Below are 19,232 nucleotides of genomic sequence, written 5' to 3'. Positions count from 1 at the left end.
CAGAGTGAAATGATGTCAACAACAAGATTTGAGAACTTGCGAGATAGGTAAAGTCACGCTGCCTCAGCAGTTCTTTAAATACAAAATGAAATTCTCATACTTATGACGCCGGTATCCGGCTGTCCCGAACCAGCTTAAGCGTTGCTTCAGAAAAGCAGATTCTGCGTTCGGAAAGACAATGATGCAGCCGATTTTGTTTGGACCACGGAAATCATCGATCCATTGCGGGGGATTAAACAATCCACCGAACCCTTGTATGAGAGACCTCTGAAAACCGTTGTACTCACTCACCGTAAGAACAGTATCAATGTACAGATTCCGTCGTTCTTGAACAATGTTAAGGTTAGTTTTTAGGGAATAGGCTTGCTCGAATTGAAATGCGGGATCTGCGACTATGAGGATTGGCGTATCGGCTTGCGTAGAGTATCTCACCTCCATTAAAGCCGAATTGATATCTTCTCCCTGTACAGCAAAATACCGAGCTGCGCCATAACTCCATTTTAGATTTGGCAATACCATTGCGGCGATGCACAAAAAGACCAACACTCTGGAGATAATCGAAGGACTTGTCGGAGAATGAAGCATTGGATACAAGAGTAAAGAAAAGCCCAAGGTTATCGGGAGATAATAGGAGTAAAATAGACCACTCTTCGAGTAGAGGACAACCTGAGGAATTATGATCAACAACGCAAAACTGATCCTTTGGAGAACGTCCCGTACGATCTGCCAGAAATCGGACGCATGTCTCGATTTCACTCCCCACCCAACAATATTCACAAGAATACTGGCGAGAGCACACAATATTATTCCGTAGAAGGGAGGCCCCATTGACCAGGCAAACAAATTTTGTACATCACCAATCAGGTTTAACCTATCCACACCAGCATAACCCTCCCCTGATGTTCCCACAACGAACAAGATTACTGATATTTCAGCGAGAAAGATGAGAGTTAGTGCAAATGTGACAAATGCCGTTCGCTTCGCAAGCGCCCGCCATTGTCCTTCAACACATGATCCAGACAACGCAACGAACAAGATGGCAAAGAACGGAATCAGCAAAATGAAACTTTCCTTACATAGTGACATTAGGACGATCGTAAGAACGAAGATTGGCTTCCAGACTCCAACGGACCTCGCAGATCGAGCCGCAAGAAATACCAGAACCAAGCTCAGCGAAAATAAGAAAATCCCGGGTACCTCCGCAGGGCCCAAACACCACCAAATTTGAACTTGTGGGCCAATCAACGCAATAAAAGGGAAAACAAGGCTAAAAAAAGAAGACGTACCATTGAGCCGGCAGAAAAGATATAAGAGATATGAGGTTAGCAGAGCCAAGACACCATGATAGCATGACCATAAAAAAAGATTTCCTCCGAAAAGCTTCGCTTCGATGATTCGGTGAACGTAATATATTGGCCGAAATCGCTTGTTGAGATCTCTCTTAACCCATCCAGACATAATGGTCCCAAAATCATCCGTAGACGATTGCATCTGGTGGCTCATGCTGATTATTTCATGGTCATCGAGCAGATGGAATCCTGAGGTTAAGGATCCACTAAATACGAGGATCCAACCCCAGACCAATGAAAATAAAATGAATACGATCATACTCTCGGCACGTCTCAGCCTGGTCCGTGTTTCATACAATCTGTTCAACGTAGCGACCCATGATTTGAAGTTCGAAGTCAACGGCCCTGGGTCTTTCGTCAAATCTGGAATGTGGAGCTTCATGAATTTTGGTGAGACAACAAGGCGTATGAAACGATTAGGGATAAACACAGATCAGAAGCATGCCAAACACCTATGATCCTATGCTTTGGTAAGCCTTCTTTAGTTCAGCCGCGCGCGCTGAAACTTCAAAAAACTCTGCCCTTTTCAAGCCGAGAGAACGCAGTTGAGCCCTTCGGTCCTCGTCCGTCCAGAGGTTCAGTATCGAAATCGCCATAGAGTCTACATCAGTGGGGTCGCAGTACTCAACAGCATCCGTCCCAATCTCGGGTAACGAAGTACAGTTCGAGCACAGCACCGGCAGGCCTACCGACATGGCCTCGATAACTGGGAATCCGAACCCTTCATAGAGAGATGGGTAGACGAGCATCCTGGCACCCGCATAGAGGAGTCTGAGATCATCTGCTTGGACGAACCCCACAAATTTGACATGGGAGGAGAGCCTGAGCTCCGCCGCAAGATTCTCGATCTCCCCGTGACTTTGCCTGGACATCCCTGTAAGCACGATATCGCCTTCAAAGCTCGATGAGGAAATGAGATCCTTGAGGGCAAGGAGAAGCCTCTTGTGATTCTTGTGGGGCCAAGTAGCTGCCGGGTAAATCATGTACGGTCTCTGAATGCCCTTCGCTTCGAGATAGGTTTTCACCAAGCTGAGGGTCAGGTTGTCATGGGTTTTCTCATCAATTCCCGGGTAAACTACCTTCACCCGATCGAGGTCCAAACCATAGTGTCGGGTGATTGTACCCTGGCTGTAGATCGAGTCTGTCAGAATCAGGTCAGCGGACTCCACTGCGAGGCCGTATTCGCGTTCGCGAAAATCAAGTTCTCTTCGTGAGAAGAATTGAGGGTACTCAACATGCTGCAAATCATGAATTGTAACGACTACCTTTGGCTTAACCTTATTCCGGGGGATCGGTCGCACTATACAGAATGGAAAATGCAAGAGATCCACACGACCGTAATCAATTCTATCTTCCAGCTGGCCAAGATAATATTGACGACGAAGCAATCGACCAGCGTGCACCCGAACTCTCCGCGCTAGTTGGCCCAGAGTGGGATTAATCTCTCTCAAGCCTGGCAATCCATTAAGGGGTTGTTCCAGCGCAGCCCGGTTCATCGCTGAAACATAAAGAACCGTCTCTGCCTCAGATCCCAAGAGCTGGCACATGGAAACCAAACGCCGCAAGTAAACCTCTGTTCCCCCCATCTGTCCCGGCGTATATCCCGAAGCGACTATTCCAATCGTCATTTACCCGGTGTTAAGATGATGAGGATGGGAACCTCCGCTTCAATCGAAAGTCGTGCAACGGATTAAAGAGAAACTTATTCTTTAGATATCGAACATATGAGAAGTCAATACAGGCCTTCCGAAATACCGATAGATGGTCTTCAGCCAGCCTCTCTGCAGAGAATCGTCGAGCCTGTTGACAGCCTCTTTCGATTAGTTCTTCACGTAAAGCGAGATTGTTCCAAACCTCGAGTATTTTCGCCGCGCAGTCTCGAGGATTTCCCCCGTCGAAGAACACTCCGGCATTTCCGACGACTTCGGGTATGCTTGAGGTATTAGCGCAGACAATAGGGCAACCCGCGTACATGGCTTCGACAAGCGGAATGCCAAACCCCTCAAAAAGAGAAGGGAAGCAAAGCAACCGGGCGCGTCTGTATAGATATGCCATTTGTTCAACGGTAACGAACTCCATCGTTATTGCAGTGACACCGAATTCTCGAAGTTTATCGTTAAGCAAGTATCCATTTTCTTGAGCGAAGCCGGTAAGCACAAGAGGTATCTCGGTGTGTTCCTCGAGTCTGAGGATTTCGAGGGCCCGCAGTAAGCAATCGTGGTTCTTATGCTTCCACTGGTTTGCCGGGTAGAAAATGAATTGATCGGGAAGGCCATGAACAACCTGCTCAATCTTGGCCGCGTGGGCATACCGAGGATCAGCGCTCAGGTATACTACGTGAATCTTATTCGCAGGTACCCCATGAAAATGAATAATTGATTGTCTCGAGAATTCAGATATTGTGATCACTTCATCCGCTTCGTGGGAAGAGCCGTAGAAGAAGTAATCCCTGTTCCAATGATCCATTGGAGTAAAGAACTCAGGAAAATATTTTTCCTGAAGATCGACAATCGTAACTACGGTGGGCAGTGGTAGCGGAATCGGCCAGATCGCGCCAAACGGGCAAAAGTAAATATCAATCTTGGCTAAATGGTTTGAAACTTCACGCTGGTCCGCGATACGAATAGCAGACTCCCTCCACCGAGGGTGATGTAGGGCTTCCAGCTCGTCTACGTTCTGGTCAAAGTAGAAAAACACATACTCATTCTCGTGATCGGTTTCAAGGAGGTTGTTGAATAACGTGTGAAAATATTGTTTGAGGCCACCCATGGACGGTCTTAACAGAAAGCAATTTACTCCTATCCTCATGGGAGAGTCTTTCTGAAATATAAGCTCATCGACGCCCGAATGATGCCCGAGCTGTACGACCAGGAGAACAGAATCCTGGCAAGAATAAGCGAGAACGGATCGTTTTCCTCTTTAAAGAGCCTCTTGTGAATAATCAAAAACGGATGAAGCAAAACCCTCCTCAGATGCCACCTAATGATCCCAGGACACCGTTCCGGCCTGATCGTCCCCAATATGAACTGGACGGTTATGTACGTGACACCCTCCCAGTAATTTCTCTTCATCATATATCTTCGATTCAGCTTTGTTCTCGAGATCTTATGCCAGACGCGCGCAGCGGGTTGATAGTAGATCGGGTAACCATTTTGCTTCATTCTTAAGGAAAACAAACTATCGCCACCACTTAGGAGCCCGCTATTTCTAGAATAACTGTAGTCTAGTCGCTCGTCGAACAAGCTGTCGCTTACACAATAACGGCGCAATGTCGCAAAATTTGCACCGATCGGGAGATCACCCTCGCACATAGGACCGAGCGGGTAATCCTCAGGATATAAACCAAGCAGATATTCCTTTTCCGATGGCAACCATCTAGGTTTTCCATCCAACCACATTGGATCAATCCGACCGCCCACGACCGCGGGCTGGGGAGATCCACTTGCAAATGCCTCAACATACGCACTTATCCATTCTTTGGCCACAAGGATGTCATCATCCGCGAAGATGATCACAGAGCCCGTAGATTTTTGGATTCCGAGGTTTCGAGCCGTATCCAGTGCCTGGATGTCGAGATAGAAAAACTTTATTCTATCTTCATTTGGAAATCTCTGCTTAGCCTCCTTTTCAAGCGACCCTTCTCTATCCTGATCAATAATCAATACCTCAAATTTCTCATAATAATTCGCGAGAATGCTCTCGAGACAATCCAATGTCAAGGAATTGCGTCGGCATGTCGGGATAATGACTGAAACAAGAGGTCGGCTGTCAATTGCTCTATCCATGCGGGGGGACTCAATCATTAGCATGGTAACGGTAATCGTATCTGTTGCGTCGGTACCACGAGGCAAGTCCTGCCTGCCATCTGTCGACTCTGCCCCCCCCTACAATCGAGAGCAGATATCTTAGTGCGTAAAACGCTCCAAATGGGTGAAATAAAATAAGCGGATCTTCTTTCAACACACGGCGAATCTGTTTCGCTCCATTCATAGGCTCATTCTTCTTTCGATGTTCGTTCGCAACCACCAGCCGACAGATCGACTTCCCCCTGTTGGCCTGGCGAGAAAGAGATTTTCGCACCTTCTCCTCCAGTGAGTTCCATCGCTCGAAAAGTCGACGATCACTCAGAAATGCCCTGTCTACATCAAGATTGAAAGACAAGGCCAAGTTGAAATAGTAAAAAGCAAGATACTTGGAGAGACCCCGATTCTTTCTATACTTACGAAAAATTTCGAGGTAGTCTTCCCAAAAAACAGTGGGGCTCGAGAGGGATTTTGTCCCTCGTATCAACCTAAATTTTCCAAGTTTTTCTCTTAGATGAGAGAGAACTAATCCGGCATCGCCCGCTCTAATCCAATATTCCGCGTCCATTGCGTAATGGAATGAAGCATCAAATAAACCAATCCTATTCACGGCACGCCTGCGCCAGAACGTGGATTGTTGCATGATGTAATTGGAAAAGTCATTCCAAAGGAAATGATAAGAAAGCATGACGGAATGCCTATACGGCCGCGAGAGCCATTCCCAAATTGTTTCACCCCGCTCATCGATGACGTCACCATCACCATATACAAAATCGGACTCCGGATTAAGATGAAAGAATTTCACAACATGTGCGAATGCCCCCGGAGAAAACAAATCATCAGAGTTGATGTAAGTAAGAATTTCTCCGTGAGATTGGGTGATTCCCTTATTGATCGCATCGGATTGACCTTTATCCTTCTCAGATGCCCATCTTATTGAAACCCCTTTGCACTTGCAGACAAATGTCCCAGAGGCGAGCATATCGGAATATCGCCGAATGATCTCGACGGAGTTGTCTGTAGAACCCCCATCCATGATCAGATAGTCAATGGAAAAATCACCCTCCTGGGTTATCACACTCAGGATCGTTTCTTCAAGATAATGGCCTTGATTGTACGAGGGGGTGATTATGGATATGATTGGCGAATTCATAGAATCAGATCAAATGGATTTCTGGGCGTTTGCAATCAACTCACTCGTCCTGCTGCTCACTTCATCGCATCCTTGATCAAGCGGGATTCCGAAAGAATATCAAACGGATCACACTTTCCTCATTGATTGCGCCCTAGAGCCCTATCCTCCACATCCCCCGTAGGTAATTGTGTGTCCCGAACTAAGATTGAAAGTATTCTCTCTTCAATCGGGCCACCTCAACCGATAACCTCCAGACCAAATTATTGAACACCAGTTGCCAACGATTCCAATCCCTCTACATACCCTCGAATGACTGGCCTTGGAAAGATCTACTCTCCACGGATTGTTGATTAGATCGGACCAAAGTCCTGACTTCAAGTTTGGATGTTTATAAACGCTATCGATCCGCCTTGCTATTCCCGATTGTCTCATTGTATAATTTCTGCCACCGATCTCGATCCGCAAGGATGGTCTCGTACGCTTGCTTGTATGCCTCCCTGTTTTCTAACGTCTCATTATATAACTTCTGCGACCGATCTCGATCTGTAAGGATGGTTTCGTAAGCTTGCTTGTACGCCTCCCTGTTTTCTAGCGTCTCGTTATACAACTTCTGCCATCGATCCCGATCTGCAAGGATGGCTTCGTACGCTTGCCTGTACGCGTCCCTGTTCTCTAGCGTCTCGTTATACAACTTCTGCCATCGATCTCGATCTGCAAGGATAGTTTCGTATGCTCCCCTGAACGCATCCCGATTTTTCAACGTCTCGAGATATAACTTCCGCCACCGATCTCCAAACATAGTCGTAAGGGATTTCATGATTGTTCGATTTGCTCTTCTACTCCTAGTCCCAAGAGGAAGCAATAGTGCGGTAATGAATTGCATCGATGCCCTAATTTTTCCCACCTCGCCCCGATCATACTGCAGGATAATCCGCGTCAACTTCTCTCCAGCTCTCTGATACCTCCTGTACTCAGAGCCCAGAAACGCGACAACTTCCTGGTCACCTTTGATTTTCTGCTCAACCAGCATCTTCGTAATCGCTTCAGGGTGTTCTCCCACGAAGGGGATTATCCACGAAGGGGGATAATTTATAATATGAACTCTGAGGGGATTGCTGAGAGTTTTCCATTCGTCCCGGAACCACGCGACACCATCTTCATGACCCTGTCCCCAATTCATCTTGCCATAGTACTCTGATTTGTTTCGGACGAGGTCGGGAAAGACGTATGAATAATGATACATTCTCACGCCATGAGTCTGAGAAAGTTCTTCGGCAGAAACAATTCGATCATGCGTCACCTCGGATCCCTCCTCATCACGTAAAGTGGGAGGTCTGTGCGTGAGGTAACCAAACCCCGGTCTAAATCTAAAGATTCGAATAAAATCATCAGCACCGAAAATATACGTCGCCCCCTGCATTACCGCCTCAAAGCTCCGCCAGAAATTTACGGTTTTCACATCTACCCTCGTAACATCCGGATTCTTCTCGAGGAGATTCTTGACGATCTCAATATCCCGAGTCTTATAAAACTCATCCACATCTACTTGCCAGATGTAATCGCCCGAGCATCTCTCCATGTAGGCATTCGACATTTCATCCTTTTCCGACCAAAATCCGTTGCGCTGGATCAGTTTTATCTTACGCTGTGGATCTGGGAAGCTCCTGATAATTTCAACGGTTCGATCCAGTGAATGTCCGTCACTCGTGGCGGCGTGCCAAGCGCGTTCCACAGCTCCTTCTACAATCAGAATTTCATGTGCATGAGGGTACAAATTTTCTAAATTGTACTTTATGAACGGCTCCCCGTTCAGAACTATCATGCCGAAGGATATCCTCAAATGCGCCACGATTGAATCCTATTTATCCCCGTTCTGTTCATCCGTTAGCAAACTTCTGTGGTGTGACGCATCGGCCTGCGGCTCACCTAGGGCTCAGCTAGTTCTATTACAGCCTCTTAAAAAGGATTCTAAAATTCCCCCTTTAGCAACCCTCCAAGTTGAATTAACTTCAAACCGCGTGTATGCTGTCACTTTATGAGGTCGACCACCAAAGACATCGGCCTATATGGGCTCTGGACCCGAGCGTCATGGTCGGGGGTCCGCTGAACAAAACCATGAGAGTAATCGATAGGTCTTGTTACGGAGCTCCCGTCTGATTTGTAATATTGCAAATAATTAATCTTGCCGCGCTCCGAAAACTGTGTTCCATTGAGTAGTTCTGTGACTCTCTCGATAGTCGGAAACCAAAGGTGACCGGGATTGTCGGGTGTGCCCCCGCCGCCGGGATCGAAAATAATTTCGTTAGCATCGTTCCTTATGCTCCTTTCATATAGCACATCACATCGATAGTCCGGCATCGATAGCCGAAATAGGCCGCCGGGTTTCAAGACGCGGAATATCTCCTGAATGATCGGATTGAGCATGTCATAAGCAATGTGTTCGAACACATCCTCCGACTGAAAGCTATCGATAGTTTCATCATCCAAGGGAAAGGGCATTGTGATATCATGATGGATATGACAAGAATCTCCATGAGAGAGCGATAGGCCAATGCAATTCTCATACTCCACCCTTTTTGGAATTTCTCCCGCGTAGAGGTTTATCGATTTATGATCAAGCAGATCCAGCCAAGTCATTCTCTTTCTGTGTTCGGAGAGGCTAGTTTGATCCATATCAATGAGTATGTAATCAGGCAATATGCTCCGCAACGCGTCATGGAGCCAACCAGTGACTCTCATGGATCTGCTCATGAAGAGAGTACTGATTTGACCATCAATGTCTATACGAGGATTTGTGATCCTCAGAAAAAAGCAGTCGCCTGGAATTCCGCGGTCGTATTTCGACCGCTGGGCATCGTGAAGTATCATTATCCCCGGGCTTTCCAATAGCATCCAACCGACCTGCATACACTCAGCGCGGGATCGACCATCCACTAAAATTAGCTGAAATTTCTCTTGCAAAGTCTCCGGGAAGAGAACATACTCTCTGAATGTCTCAATCGTGCCATCGCCCAGACCTTCGGACCATCCGTCGGAATTCGGTACGTGATGAATTTGGATATTAGCAACCCCAAGCCGAGAAACTAGCGCCTTTACCTTGTTAGCCCAATTGATATTATGTTCGATCGAAGTCCAATGGCTTCCCGCTGGTAGATACTTCGGGAAATATGCTGTGCTATTGCCACTTCCCCATTCCAAAGCCTTGATTGGTCTGTAAAACAGTCGGAGGGCTTCCACGACGGAGATCACCTCCAACTCATTCATGAATGGTGAATAGTTGCCGATTTCAATCTCATTATTATTTTGCCGGATCACCAACCATACCCTTCCTTATGCTGCCCACCCCCACCCCTATTTCTCTTATCTAATCGGCCCCAAGATCCCCCGATCTGCTAATCCCGAATGTGAGTAGCTTCACTCTGCAGTTCGATGATGGCGGTCGGGTAAGACATGCATTTCCCATTTGGTGCTCGAACAACGAAACTAGCTGCTTCATTCCAAAAAAATAAATGAGTATTCAATTCTTCTGTCGTCACGGCCAGGTTTACTTTGTATGCTTGGGGGTAAAGATTAGGACGCTTCACCTCCAGCACAATCTTTCCTCTGCCCTCGACAAACGGAATCTTCAATCCGGCATCAACAGAATCGATGTTTGCAAAAAAACGGTAGCCGGTTACAGAGAAGTTTACCCTGAATATGGGTCGCTCGACCCTTCGAGCAGCCTCGTAGTCAAATTCGATGATAATATTTTCACCGAAACTAATATCGTGGGTCTGCTTGTCGCGCCCCTTTTCATAGCACAACACCTTAGTGATTACGATATCTCTTGTTCCCCCCATGTCGCCTCCGTACTCCGTGGGCAGACCCCAATCGTCTCGATGCTCAATGCTTTTCTGATCCACCTTTCTGGATTCGGCTTGGTTTTCTTCAAACGTGTAAGCATTAATGGCATCGCTCACGCCGCCAATGAACGCCGTGCGCCCAGATTCTAAAAAGATTGCGCGATCACAAATCACGCTGATATCAGACATATTGTGGGAAACGAGGACGATAGTAACATTTCGCTTTTTAAAATCATTCATCCTCTCCCGGGATTTCATCTGAAATTTTAGATCTCCCACACCAAGCGCCTCATCGATGAGCAAGATATCCGGATTTACGTTGACAGCGGTTGAAAAACCCAAGCGTGCTTGCATTCCAGAGGAATACTTCTTGAGGGGCACATCGATGAAAGTCCCCAATTCCGCGAAATCTACAATTTCCTCAAACTTTTTATCAATTACGCTTCGTGGAATCCCGAATGTCGCCGCATTGAGATAAATATTCTCTCTGCCCGTAAATTCAGGATGAAATCCAGCCCCGAGTTCTATCAATGACGCAACTCTTCCGCTGATTCGCACCGCACCTGAGGTCGGCGCAGTAATACCTGCAATCAATTTTAAGATTGTGCTCTTCCCCGATCCATTGCTTCCGATGATACCAATCGCTTCTCCTCTTTGGATATCAAAACTCACGTCCGTTAGTGCATGAAACAGACCCTCCTGAGGCATCGCGCCACTGGCGACCATTAAGGTTGCAAACAATGTCCGGCGTCCGGCTTGAAGATCATAAGCCTTTGAAACCCGGTCAAAGCTGATCGCATTCATAGCACATCAACGAAATACTTTTCTGCACGTTTAAAGAACTTATAGCTTGGCACGAACAGCAAGATCAAGATCGTGGAGGCGATCAGGAGGGAGTACCAGCGCGGCTCCAAATTATAAAAGAAGACGTTCTTGAAAGCATCTATGATCGCACCCATAGGATTGAGGAAGTAGAATTCTTGTAAAGTCTTGGGTAGCGCGGTGATTGAAAAGAAAACCGGGGTCAAAAACATGTACAGTGTAATGAGAAAGGACACAACATATGTTAAATCCCTCCTCGCTGCCGTAAAGACACTGAGGATCAGCGCCAGGTCGAGAATAAAGAGGATCTCCACAAGAAGGATCGCCGGAAGGTAGATGAATTTCAGATTTGGGTAGAAGCCATACCATAGGCCGAAAATCAATAGGACCACGAATGAAACCGCAAAGTCAAAGAGCCCCGAGAAAATAGTGGACATCGGGATAATTTCGCGTGGAAAGGCGACTTTTGACATGAGCGCGGCGTTGGCGCGAAGGCTATTCATCGAGTTTACCGTTGAGGACGCAAAGTAGGTCCATAGCGTCAGGTTAGCGAAAATGAAAATGGAATAGGGTATCCCTTCAGCGCTCGGAGTCTTCAAAACTATTGCAAAAGCGATCGTATAGACCATGGTCTGAAGGATCGGCTGGAACAACGACCATCCGAGGCCGAAGATCGTTTGCTTATACCGAGTGACGATCTCACGCCTTGTCAAGGTAAAGAGCAACTCACGATGTTGCCACAGTTTTTGCAGATCCTTCAACAAATTGATCGTCGCCCAGTACGGGTGATGGACCACGGGGACAGAGATTAGGTTTTGCACCGCGCGCGGGGCCATTTCCTTGAGCGAGTTAGAATTGATATTGAACGAAAATGAATCGATTATACAATCGCATAGAAAGTTTCCATTTTGTCTGCATAGCCGCCCCAGTCCAATGCGGTGATATCGGGGGATACGGCCGGAATACTCGAACCGCCGGTTGGAACGCCCTCTCTCCGCTCGATGTCATCGAGGGCGTGGAGGATCTTCTCTGCGAATGATCCTGGATTCCCTGTCTCCGCGACATAGACAGAGGGAATCGTTCCGACAACTTCGACCGCCCCCGCCGCATCGCTGACCACGACGGGGACCGCGCTCGCGAGTGCTTCGAGAACAACCAGGCCAAAGCCCTCCTGCGTCGATGGGAGGACGTAAAGATCCAGGCTTCTCATCACTTCTGGAATATCATCCCTCTGCGGGAGAAATGTCACGTGTGCGCCCAGGTCCAAACGTCTATGACATTCCATCACTTCGTTTTGGTATTGCTTGTAAAATGGAAATACGTCGGAGAATAACGCTCCGCCGATGACGACGAATCTTACATCGCGGCGGCGTTGAATGACCTGAGCAGCGGCCTCCAGAAAAACGATGTGCCCTTTTTGGGGATCAAATCTTCCAACCATCCCCACCAATCGCGTCGCACCGGAAAGCGCAAGCTCACCCCGGAGGAGATCACGTTCACCATTTCGGGAGGGACGGAATTCCGATGTATCCACTCCCTGGTAAACGACTTCCATTCTGCCCGAAAGAAAAAGTGTCCGCGCTTGCAAGCGTTTCCGAACAGCCGATGAATTAGCGATAATCTTGTCGACAAGGATGATTGCAAGAAAATTAAAGAGCAAAATACGCGTCCATTCGTAGAAAAAAATGACGCTGTAGACAACGGAAATTCTGAAGCGTATCACCGGGATTGCTATAAACATGAGCGATAAGACGTCGCTGCAATGGATCAGCTCCGCGGGATCTTGCTTCAAATAATTCGCGATCTGGCGGGACGACTTCAGCATTTGAGCAAACCTCGCGGGATGCACAAGCTCGCGAAGCATCATCACCTGGTACGGAAGCACCACGGTCTCTATTCCGAGCGATTCGACCCGCCGGGCGAATTCACCGCGCTCATTGAACATCATGACGGGGCGAAACCTGCTCCGGTCGAGATGTTTCAAAAGGTTGTAGAGAGCGTACTCTCCTCCCCCCATTGCGGAATAGAGATTTATGAAGAGGATGGTTTTCGCCTTCTTGGCTTCCGGGTGATCCATCATTCTACCGCCGCCTGATAACAGGCTTCAAACGTGGACGCATAGCTCCGCCAGGTGAATTCTCCGCTGAGCTCGTTACCTTTGGAAACCCCGGCTGACTGCGGTGCGGTGTGATCATGTGCCAGAGCCTCCTCGATACGGCGCGCGAACGACGAGGGATCGAAGGGTTCCGCGATGAACACCCCTTTCCGGGATCCCAGAATTTCCATCGCGCCCACGGTGCTGCTTGCGACTACCGGAACTCCGCTCGCAAACGCTTCCAATGCGACGAGTCCGTAGGGCTCGGCGTCCGACGGGCAGACATACACGTCGAGAGAGGCCATGATTTCCGGAATATCGTCCCGGTGACCCAGCATCAACATCCTTCCGTCCAGGTCCATCCCATCCAATCGATTCATGATATCGTTCTGATAGAGGCTTACCTGCGGCGCCACAGCCTCAGTAATTGCACCCCCTACCATAAGGAAGAAAAGATCCTTCCGGGAAGCGAGGAGCATCCGGGCAGCCTCGAGAAATGTGGCGTGACCCTTCCATACTTCGAATCGACCTATAAAGCCGACCACCTTTTTGTCTGCAGGAATGCCGAGATCTCGCCGTATCTGCATCCTCCTCTCGGAAGAACGAGGATGAAATACTTCCGGGTCGACTCCGTTATACGCCACCCCGGTCTTTCCGCGAAGACCGAACGTCTTATTCAGGAAATCTTCCATCACAGCGTTTGAATTTGACACGATTCGTTTGATGAACAATAACCCGAACAGATTCAAGAACCAGGATCGCAAACGCCCATAAAAAACGATGATCGAATAGATTACCGGGGTTCTCCTCGAAAGAAGAGACGGGAGGAGCAGGACAAGCGCCAGCACGTCGCTGCATTGCACAATATCCACTCTCTCATCCCGTATGTAACGCCTGATGGCAAGCGACGCCTTGAAATTCCGGAGCAGGCTGGCGGGTGAAAGGAGCTTCTTAGGTTCAACGATATCATAGGGAATAAACACTGTCTCAATGCCGAGGGCCTTTGTTTTCGCGGAAAAAGGGCCGGACTTGTTGAAAAGGAGAACGGGACGATAGTGCCCGGGTTGAAGATTCTTCACAAGATTATAGACGGAATATTCCCCTCCCCCGAGCCAGGAGAATAAGTTAAAGAACAGAATTGTGATTCTTGTCCCTCGTTCTGCCGATGCAGTCATACAGAGTCGAACACGTTAGGCGTTGCTCTAGCTATGAGATTTGCAGGCAGACGGTATCCAACGCTTGTCTGCATCCGGTTGGAGGAGCCTGGGGATTCACCCGAAAAACATCTATTAATCTACACAAAATCCGGCCTTTTGTCAATAAAGGATTCGCTAATATAGTGCATAAATTCGCCGGAAAATGAGGATATTGGGATGGGAGACATGGGACTAGTCCCAGTTGGTAGATAGAGGCGAAATCAATCTATCTGCGAGAACTCGGGAGGGGGTGGGTGGAAAGTTCCTGCTTCTTATCGTATATTTGCAATCACGATGGCATCTGCTTGAAGAACCCGCACCACTACTATCCTCGTCCTTCTTGAAAACGCGTGAACACCCCCCCCGCCGGAAAGCGCCCTCTGCCAGGGAACGCGGGCTCGCAGAGGTGTTGCAGGCCGGTGATGGGAGAGATCACTCTTTCCCCAGCGTAATTTGGTCGCGGTTCCTGCTGGCTTCCTGCCTGATTATGCTCGTACTCCACTTCTGGGGGGCCGCCAGGCCGTCCCATGAGAATTGGGGTGTACATCTCTTTGCCTTCTATCCACCCTGGGTCTCCTTGATCGCCCTTCTCCTAGGCTCCTCACTCCTTATTCCGGCAATGCGGGAGTCGATGATCCGGAGGATCGCCTCAACTGCGCAGTGGTCATCCCGGCTCCCCTCCCCGATCATTTTCCTGGCAATCGGGGGAATAACAGTCGCCCTCGCCTCCCTCTTTCCGGCGAAGATCAGCGTCCTCGGAGACAGCGATCTCATTCTCTCTCTGACGCCGCAGAATCCGGGCATGCAGGACATCTCCGCCAACTTCAGGAACCAGCCCCTCACCTATTATGCCCTGCGCGGGATCCAATACCTCCTGGGAGGCGGAGCATCGGTCGACATCGGATACACGTATCAGATCCTGGACGATGTGGCAGGGTTGCTGTTCATCTTTCTTATTCTGTTGTTCCTTCACTTCATGAATGTATCTCCCCTGGAGAAGCTCTTGATCGGGGGGTATCTCTTTTTTCAAACGGGCCTCCAATTTTTTTTCGGATATGTGGAAAATTACGCCCTGCTGAGCGTGTTCATGACGGCGTTTGTCATTTCAGGATGGCTGGCGCTCGAGGGAAAAATGCATCCGTTGTACGCCATCTTGTCATTCGCTCTGATGATCGGCCTACATCTTGGCTCCATCATCTTTCTCCCGGCCCCCCTCATTCTCCTCTATCAGGTCTGGCGTGAGCGGAGGGTCGAGGCGTTGGTCTTGCTGGCAGCGGGCATCATCGGCTCGGCCCTCTTCTTCCACCTGAGCAATTATTCCCTCGAACAGCTCGTCAGCCGGATTGAAGTCGGGATCCGAATCGACATGCTCCCCTTTTTCAAATCGTACCCTGGGGGGCCGTATCCGATGTTCTCTACTCTTCATCTCATCGATTGGATGAACGCATCAGCATTCCTTCTCTTCTTCGGATGTTTTTTGATACCTGTCCTTGTGTACCTGTCACTTCGCGAGATCCGCTGGAGGTCTCCGTTGGGACTCTTCCTTCTGACCGCCGCGTCCTGCGGGGTTGGCTTCACGTTCATATTTAACGCAGCGCTCGGCATGGCGCGGGACTGGGACTTGCTCGTGAGCTTCATGATCCCCGTACATTTTCTCGTCATCTACTTGCTGCTTCCCTACCTCCGGATTGGGAAGGAGAGCCACCAGGTCATCGCGGTCATGGTGATTCTGGGTGTGTTGCGGGTCGGCGCGTGGATCGGGATTAATGCGGATACCGACCGGCACCTCCAACGTGCGGAAGTCCTCACCACCCCGGGGTTGAGCGGAACATTCCCGGTGATCTATTACGAGGCCCTCGGCAAGGCGTTCTGGCACAAGAACGATTTCGATCGATCGAGGATCTGGTACGAACGCTACCTGACGATCGACAGCCTCAATCCCCGCATTCTTGGAAATCTTGCCGCTGATTACGATAAGCTGGGAATGCGTGACCGGTATTTCGAAACGCTCAAGCAAGGCGCCCGTTCGGGGGCAGGTGACGCGACAATCTATCTGAACCTGGGAAACGAATATGTCAGACGTAAAGACACGGTTTCCGGGATCGGGATGATCAGGCGTGTCCTGGAAATCGATCCGTCTTCCCGCGAGGCCCATGCGAACCTTGCCATCATTTATATGACTCAGAGGAACTTTCCTCTGGCCGCCAAGTACGCTTCCGAAGCGATCGCGCTCGGAATGCACGAACCGGTTCTTTATTATTGCGCCGGGTATGCCTTCTTCAGGATCGACGATGACGAAAAGGCTCTCCACTACCTGGACTCGTATATGTCGATGGCTCCGGGCGACAAACGCGTTCAACCTGTTCTGGAAGCGATCAAGACGCGAATGCACCGAACGCCAACAGGTATGAGATGACGGCGAGAAGAAGGGGGAAGATAAGATCGGAGAAGCAAAGAGATCCTTCGGGCGCTTCGCGCCCTCAGGATGACAAGGGGTCGCGCCCTCAGGATGACAGGCGGCTGGATGCGGTCTCTCAGGAGCGATCGTCGCAGCTTCTCCTGTTCTTTGCCATGCTGATCGTGCTTCACCACGTGTGGGGGATGCTCCAACCATCCCATGACAATTGGGGAGTCCACTTCTTCGGATTCTATAGCTCCGAGATCTCCCTCTGTGCGCTTTGCATCGTTCTGCTTCTTCTGATCCCAAAAACACAGACATGGTTGTTGGGGTTTGTTGAGAACGGCGTGCGATTTCTCGCGAGGCTGCCTCTCGTCGCAAATATCGTTATTGTCGGCGGCATCATCCTTGCGTGTGCCGTTGAGTTCCCCGCCAAGCTTCATCTGCTCGGAGACGGTGCCGTGCTCCTCCGCTCGATCAACCAGTCGCAATGGGGCGCCGATCTCGTCGCAAGCTTCCGCAACCAGCCGCTCATGATCTGGATTTTCCGATCCTTGATGGGAATCTATGCCACCGGCGGTTCGGTGAAACCCTACGATGTGTACGAGGGAATCGATCTCATCTCCTGTGCCCTGTTTGTGATCCTTGTGTTCTGGTTTCTCAGGTCGCTCGACCGGCCGCTTCTGGAACGGGTACTCCTCGGCTGCTTCATCCTCGGCTGCGCGGGAAGCCAGTTCTTTTTCGGGTATGTCGAGAATTACGTTCTCCAATATGTCTTCACCGCCCTCTTCGTCGTGACGGGCTGGTTCTCCGCCGAAAGAAAAATGTCCGTGATCGTACCGATCTGTTGTTATGCGGTGATGGTGGGACTCCATCTCGGAAACCTGATCTTCTTTCCGGGGATCCTGATTCTCGTGTACCTCAAACTCGGCGGAAACCGGATACGCGCGATCCTCGCGACCGCGGGGCTCTCGGCGGTGATTGTCGCATCCATGTTCGCCATGGGCTTCAATCTGAATGACTTTCTCCGGCATATCACCTCGGGGAGCGTCGATTTTCTCCAGCCCTTCAGTGCCGTGGGGGGGAACTTCGCGTATCCGATGTTTTCCCTTTCTCATTTCTGGGACTGGCTGAACGGGAGCCTGTTGATCGTTCCGTTCGGACTCGCGGTTGCCCTTGCCTTCCTCACCTTTCACTCGAAGGAGCTCCAGTGGAGGGATCCGGCGTTCCTGTTCCTTCTCGCGACCGCTGCGTGCGGCCTGCTTTTTACATGGATCATTAATTCGGCGCTGGGAATGGCCCGGGATTGGGATTTGCTTACGAGCTTTTTCACTCCGTTGATGATTCTCGACGTCTACCTGTTGAGCAGGCCAATCGGACTGAAGTCTCGCAGGTATCTCCTTGCGATCATCGCCGGAGTCACGCTCCTCCACACCGGGGCATGGATCGGGGTGAACGCGAGCGCGGATCGCCACCTGAGACGGATGGAGCTCCTGAACAATCCAAGGTACCTGTCGCCTACCACCCAACTCGTGTTCGACGAGGCGCTTGCGAACTACTTTTTCGACACCCAAAACTACAAGGACGCGAGGACCTACTATGAGCTCTATCTTACAATAGACGATCATAATCCCCGTATACTTGCAAACATCGCCGACGTCTACCGGAGGGTGGGCGAGCGCCAGAAGTACTTCGACGCCCTGTTGCACGCCGTGGCGGCGAACAGCCGCGACCCGGGCGTGTATCTCAACCTCGGGGTGGAATACGCGAACCGCCATGACACCGCCGCAGCCGTGAAGTACAACGAACAGGCTGTCGCCATGGATTCCACGCAGAAGCTGGCCCATGCGAACCTGGGGATTCTCTATACGAATCTGAGGAATTACAAACTGGCGGACCGGCACTTCTCGTCGGCGATCTACTTCGGGTTGCGCGAACCCGCCATCTACCGGTATGCGGGAGACGTGTGCTACGTGCTCGATCAGTACGACCGTGCGCTTCGTTACTATGATTCGTATCTTGAGCTCGTACCTGCCGACCAGAAGGTTCGCGATGCACGCGACCGGATTCGCAGGGCATTGGCCGATTCGCCCAAACAACAATAAACGTATCGAACACGACCAGGTAACCCCAGCCGGACTTCGATGATCAAAATGAACGAGTATATTGCAACGACCGAGGATGTGACGATCAGGGTGCGCCCGGTTTACATCGACGGCGAGTCAGATCCCATGTCCCGGAAGTTCGTCTTTGCGTACTTCGTCCGTGTTGAGAACGGGGGATCGGAGGAAGTTCAGATCCTGCGGCGCCACTGGTTCATCAACCATGCGGGCGGCCGGGTCGAAGAGGTGGAAGGTGAGGGCGTGGTCGGGAAACAGCCGACCATCCTGCCCGGACAGGCGCACGAATACAACAGTTTCTGCATCCTGGAGACGTTTGAAGGAACAATGGAGGGGACATACCTCCTCCGGCGCCATAACGGACAGTATTTTCGCGCGAATATCCCCCGCTTCACACTTCGGGCGGCGGCAAATTGAAGAAGCGAGATCCTTCGGGCGCTGCGCGTCATCATGGAGATCCTTCGGTCGCTCC

14 protein-coding genes are annotated in these 19,232 nt (G+C 50.0%); 3 read left to right on the top strand and 11 right to left on the bottom strand.

All coding sequences use genetic code 11. The features are described 5' to 3' along the window. Positions 1-63: 63 nt before the first annotated feature. The 11 genes from VI215_11160 to VI215_11110 form a co-directional block, all read right to left on the bottom strand. The gene (locus VI215_11160; protein HEY6192868.1) at positions 64-1,059 is read right to left on the bottom strand and encodes a hypothetical protein; all 996 of its coding nucleotides are present in this window, start codon (positions 1,057-1,059) and stop codon (positions 64-66) included. Positions 1,060-1,801: 742 nt separating this feature from the next. Next, positions 1,802-2,977, bottom strand: a complete 1,176-nt coding sequence (locus VI215_11155; GenBank protein ID HEY6192867.1) for a glycosyltransferase family 1 protein — start codon at positions 2,975-2,977, stop codon at positions 1,802-1,804. Positions 2,978-2,987: 10 nt separating this feature from the next. Further along, complete coding sequence (locus tag VI215_11150; GenBank protein HEY6192866.1) at positions 2,988-4,118, bottom strand: glycosyltransferase family 1 protein; 1,131 nt, start codon at positions 4,116-4,118, stop codon at positions 2,988-2,990. 35 nt (positions 4,119-4,153) lie between these two features. Continuing rightward, the gene (locus VI215_11145) at positions 4,154-5,134 is read right to left on the bottom strand and encodes a glycosyltransferase family 2 protein (protein ID HEY6192865.1); all 981 of its coding nucleotides are present in this window, start codon (positions 5,132-5,134) and stop codon (positions 4,154-4,156) included. Between the two features lie 10 nt (positions 5,135-5,144). Next, a complete protein-coding gene (locus VI215_11140; GenBank protein HEY6192864.1) occupies positions 5,145-6,305 on the bottom strand; it encodes a glycosyltransferase family 2 protein in 1,161 nt (386 codons plus the stop codon). A gap of 379 nt (positions 6,306-6,684) precedes the next feature. Further along, on the bottom strand, positions 6,685-8,136 hold the full coding sequence (locus tag VI215_11135) for a glycosyltransferase family A protein (GenBank protein HEY6192863.1): 1,452 nt from the start codon (positions 8,134-8,136) through the stop codon (positions 6,685-6,687). Positions 8,137-8,315: 179 nt separating this feature from the next. Further along, the gene (locus VI215_11130) at positions 8,316-9,602 is read right to left on the bottom strand and encodes a methyltransferase domain-containing protein (GenBank protein ID HEY6192862.1); all 1,287 of its coding nucleotides are present in this window, start codon (positions 9,600-9,602) and stop codon (positions 8,316-8,318) included. 77 nt (positions 9,603-9,679) lie between these two features. Then, positions 9,680-10,933, bottom strand: a complete 1,254-nt coding sequence (locus tag VI215_11125; protein HEY6192861.1) for an ABC transporter ATP-binding protein — start codon at positions 10,931-10,933, stop codon at positions 9,680-9,682. Next, entirely contained in the window at positions 10,930-11,772 is an 843-nt protein-coding gene (locus tag VI215_11120; GenBank protein HEY6192860.1) for an ABC transporter permease, read from the bottom strand. Before VI215_11120 ends, VI215_11125 begins: the two co-directional genes overlap by 4 nt. A gap of 59 nt (positions 11,773-11,831) precedes the next feature. Then, positions 11,832-13,031 carry a glycosyltransferase family 4 protein gene (locus VI215_11115; protein HEY6192859.1) on the bottom strand — a complete coding sequence of 400 codons (1,200 nt, stop codon included), beginning with the start codon at positions 13,029-13,031 and terminating at the stop codon, positions 11,832-11,834. Beyond that, positions 13,028-14,221 (bottom strand): glycosyltransferase family 4 protein, encoded by a 1,194-nt coding sequence (locus VI215_11110; GenBank protein ID HEY6192858.1) that lies wholly within the window; start codon positions 14,219-14,221, stop codon positions 13,028-13,030. The genes VI215_11115 and VI215_11110 overlap by 4 nt, the downstream gene beginning before the upstream one ends. 652 nt (positions 14,222-14,873) lie before the next feature. On the opposite strand from VI215_11110, the gene VI215_11105 reads away from it, so the two are divergent. The 3 genes from VI215_11105 to apaG are packed head-to-tail and all read left to right on the top strand — an operon-like array spanning position 14,874 to position 19,177. Continuing rightward, positions 14,874-16,658, top strand: coding sequence for a tetratricopeptide repeat protein (locus tag VI215_11105; GenBank protein HEY6192857.1), 1,785 nt, complete (start codon positions 14,874-14,876; stop codon positions 16,656-16,658). Beyond that, entirely contained in the window at positions 16,655-18,745 is a 2,091-nt protein-coding gene (locus tag VI215_11100; GenBank protein HEY6192856.1) for a tetratricopeptide repeat protein, read from the top strand. Before VI215_11105 ends, VI215_11100 begins: the two co-directional genes overlap by 4 nt. Before the next feature lie 48 nt (positions 18,746-18,793). Further along, on the top strand, positions 18,794-19,177 hold the full coding sequence (gene apaG / locus VI215_11095) for a Co2+/Mg2+ efflux protein ApaG (GenBank protein HEY6192855.1): 384 nt from the start codon (positions 18,794-18,796) through the stop codon (positions 19,175-19,177). Positions 19,178-19,232: the final 55 nt, after the last annotated feature.

The sequence above is a fragment of the Bacteroidota bacterium genome, from assembly GCA_036522515.1.
Taxonomy (GTDB): Bacteria; Bacteroidota; Ignavibacteria; order UBA10030; family SZUA-254; genus VBOC01.
This window is presented reverse-complemented; position numbering and strand designations above follow the sequence as displayed.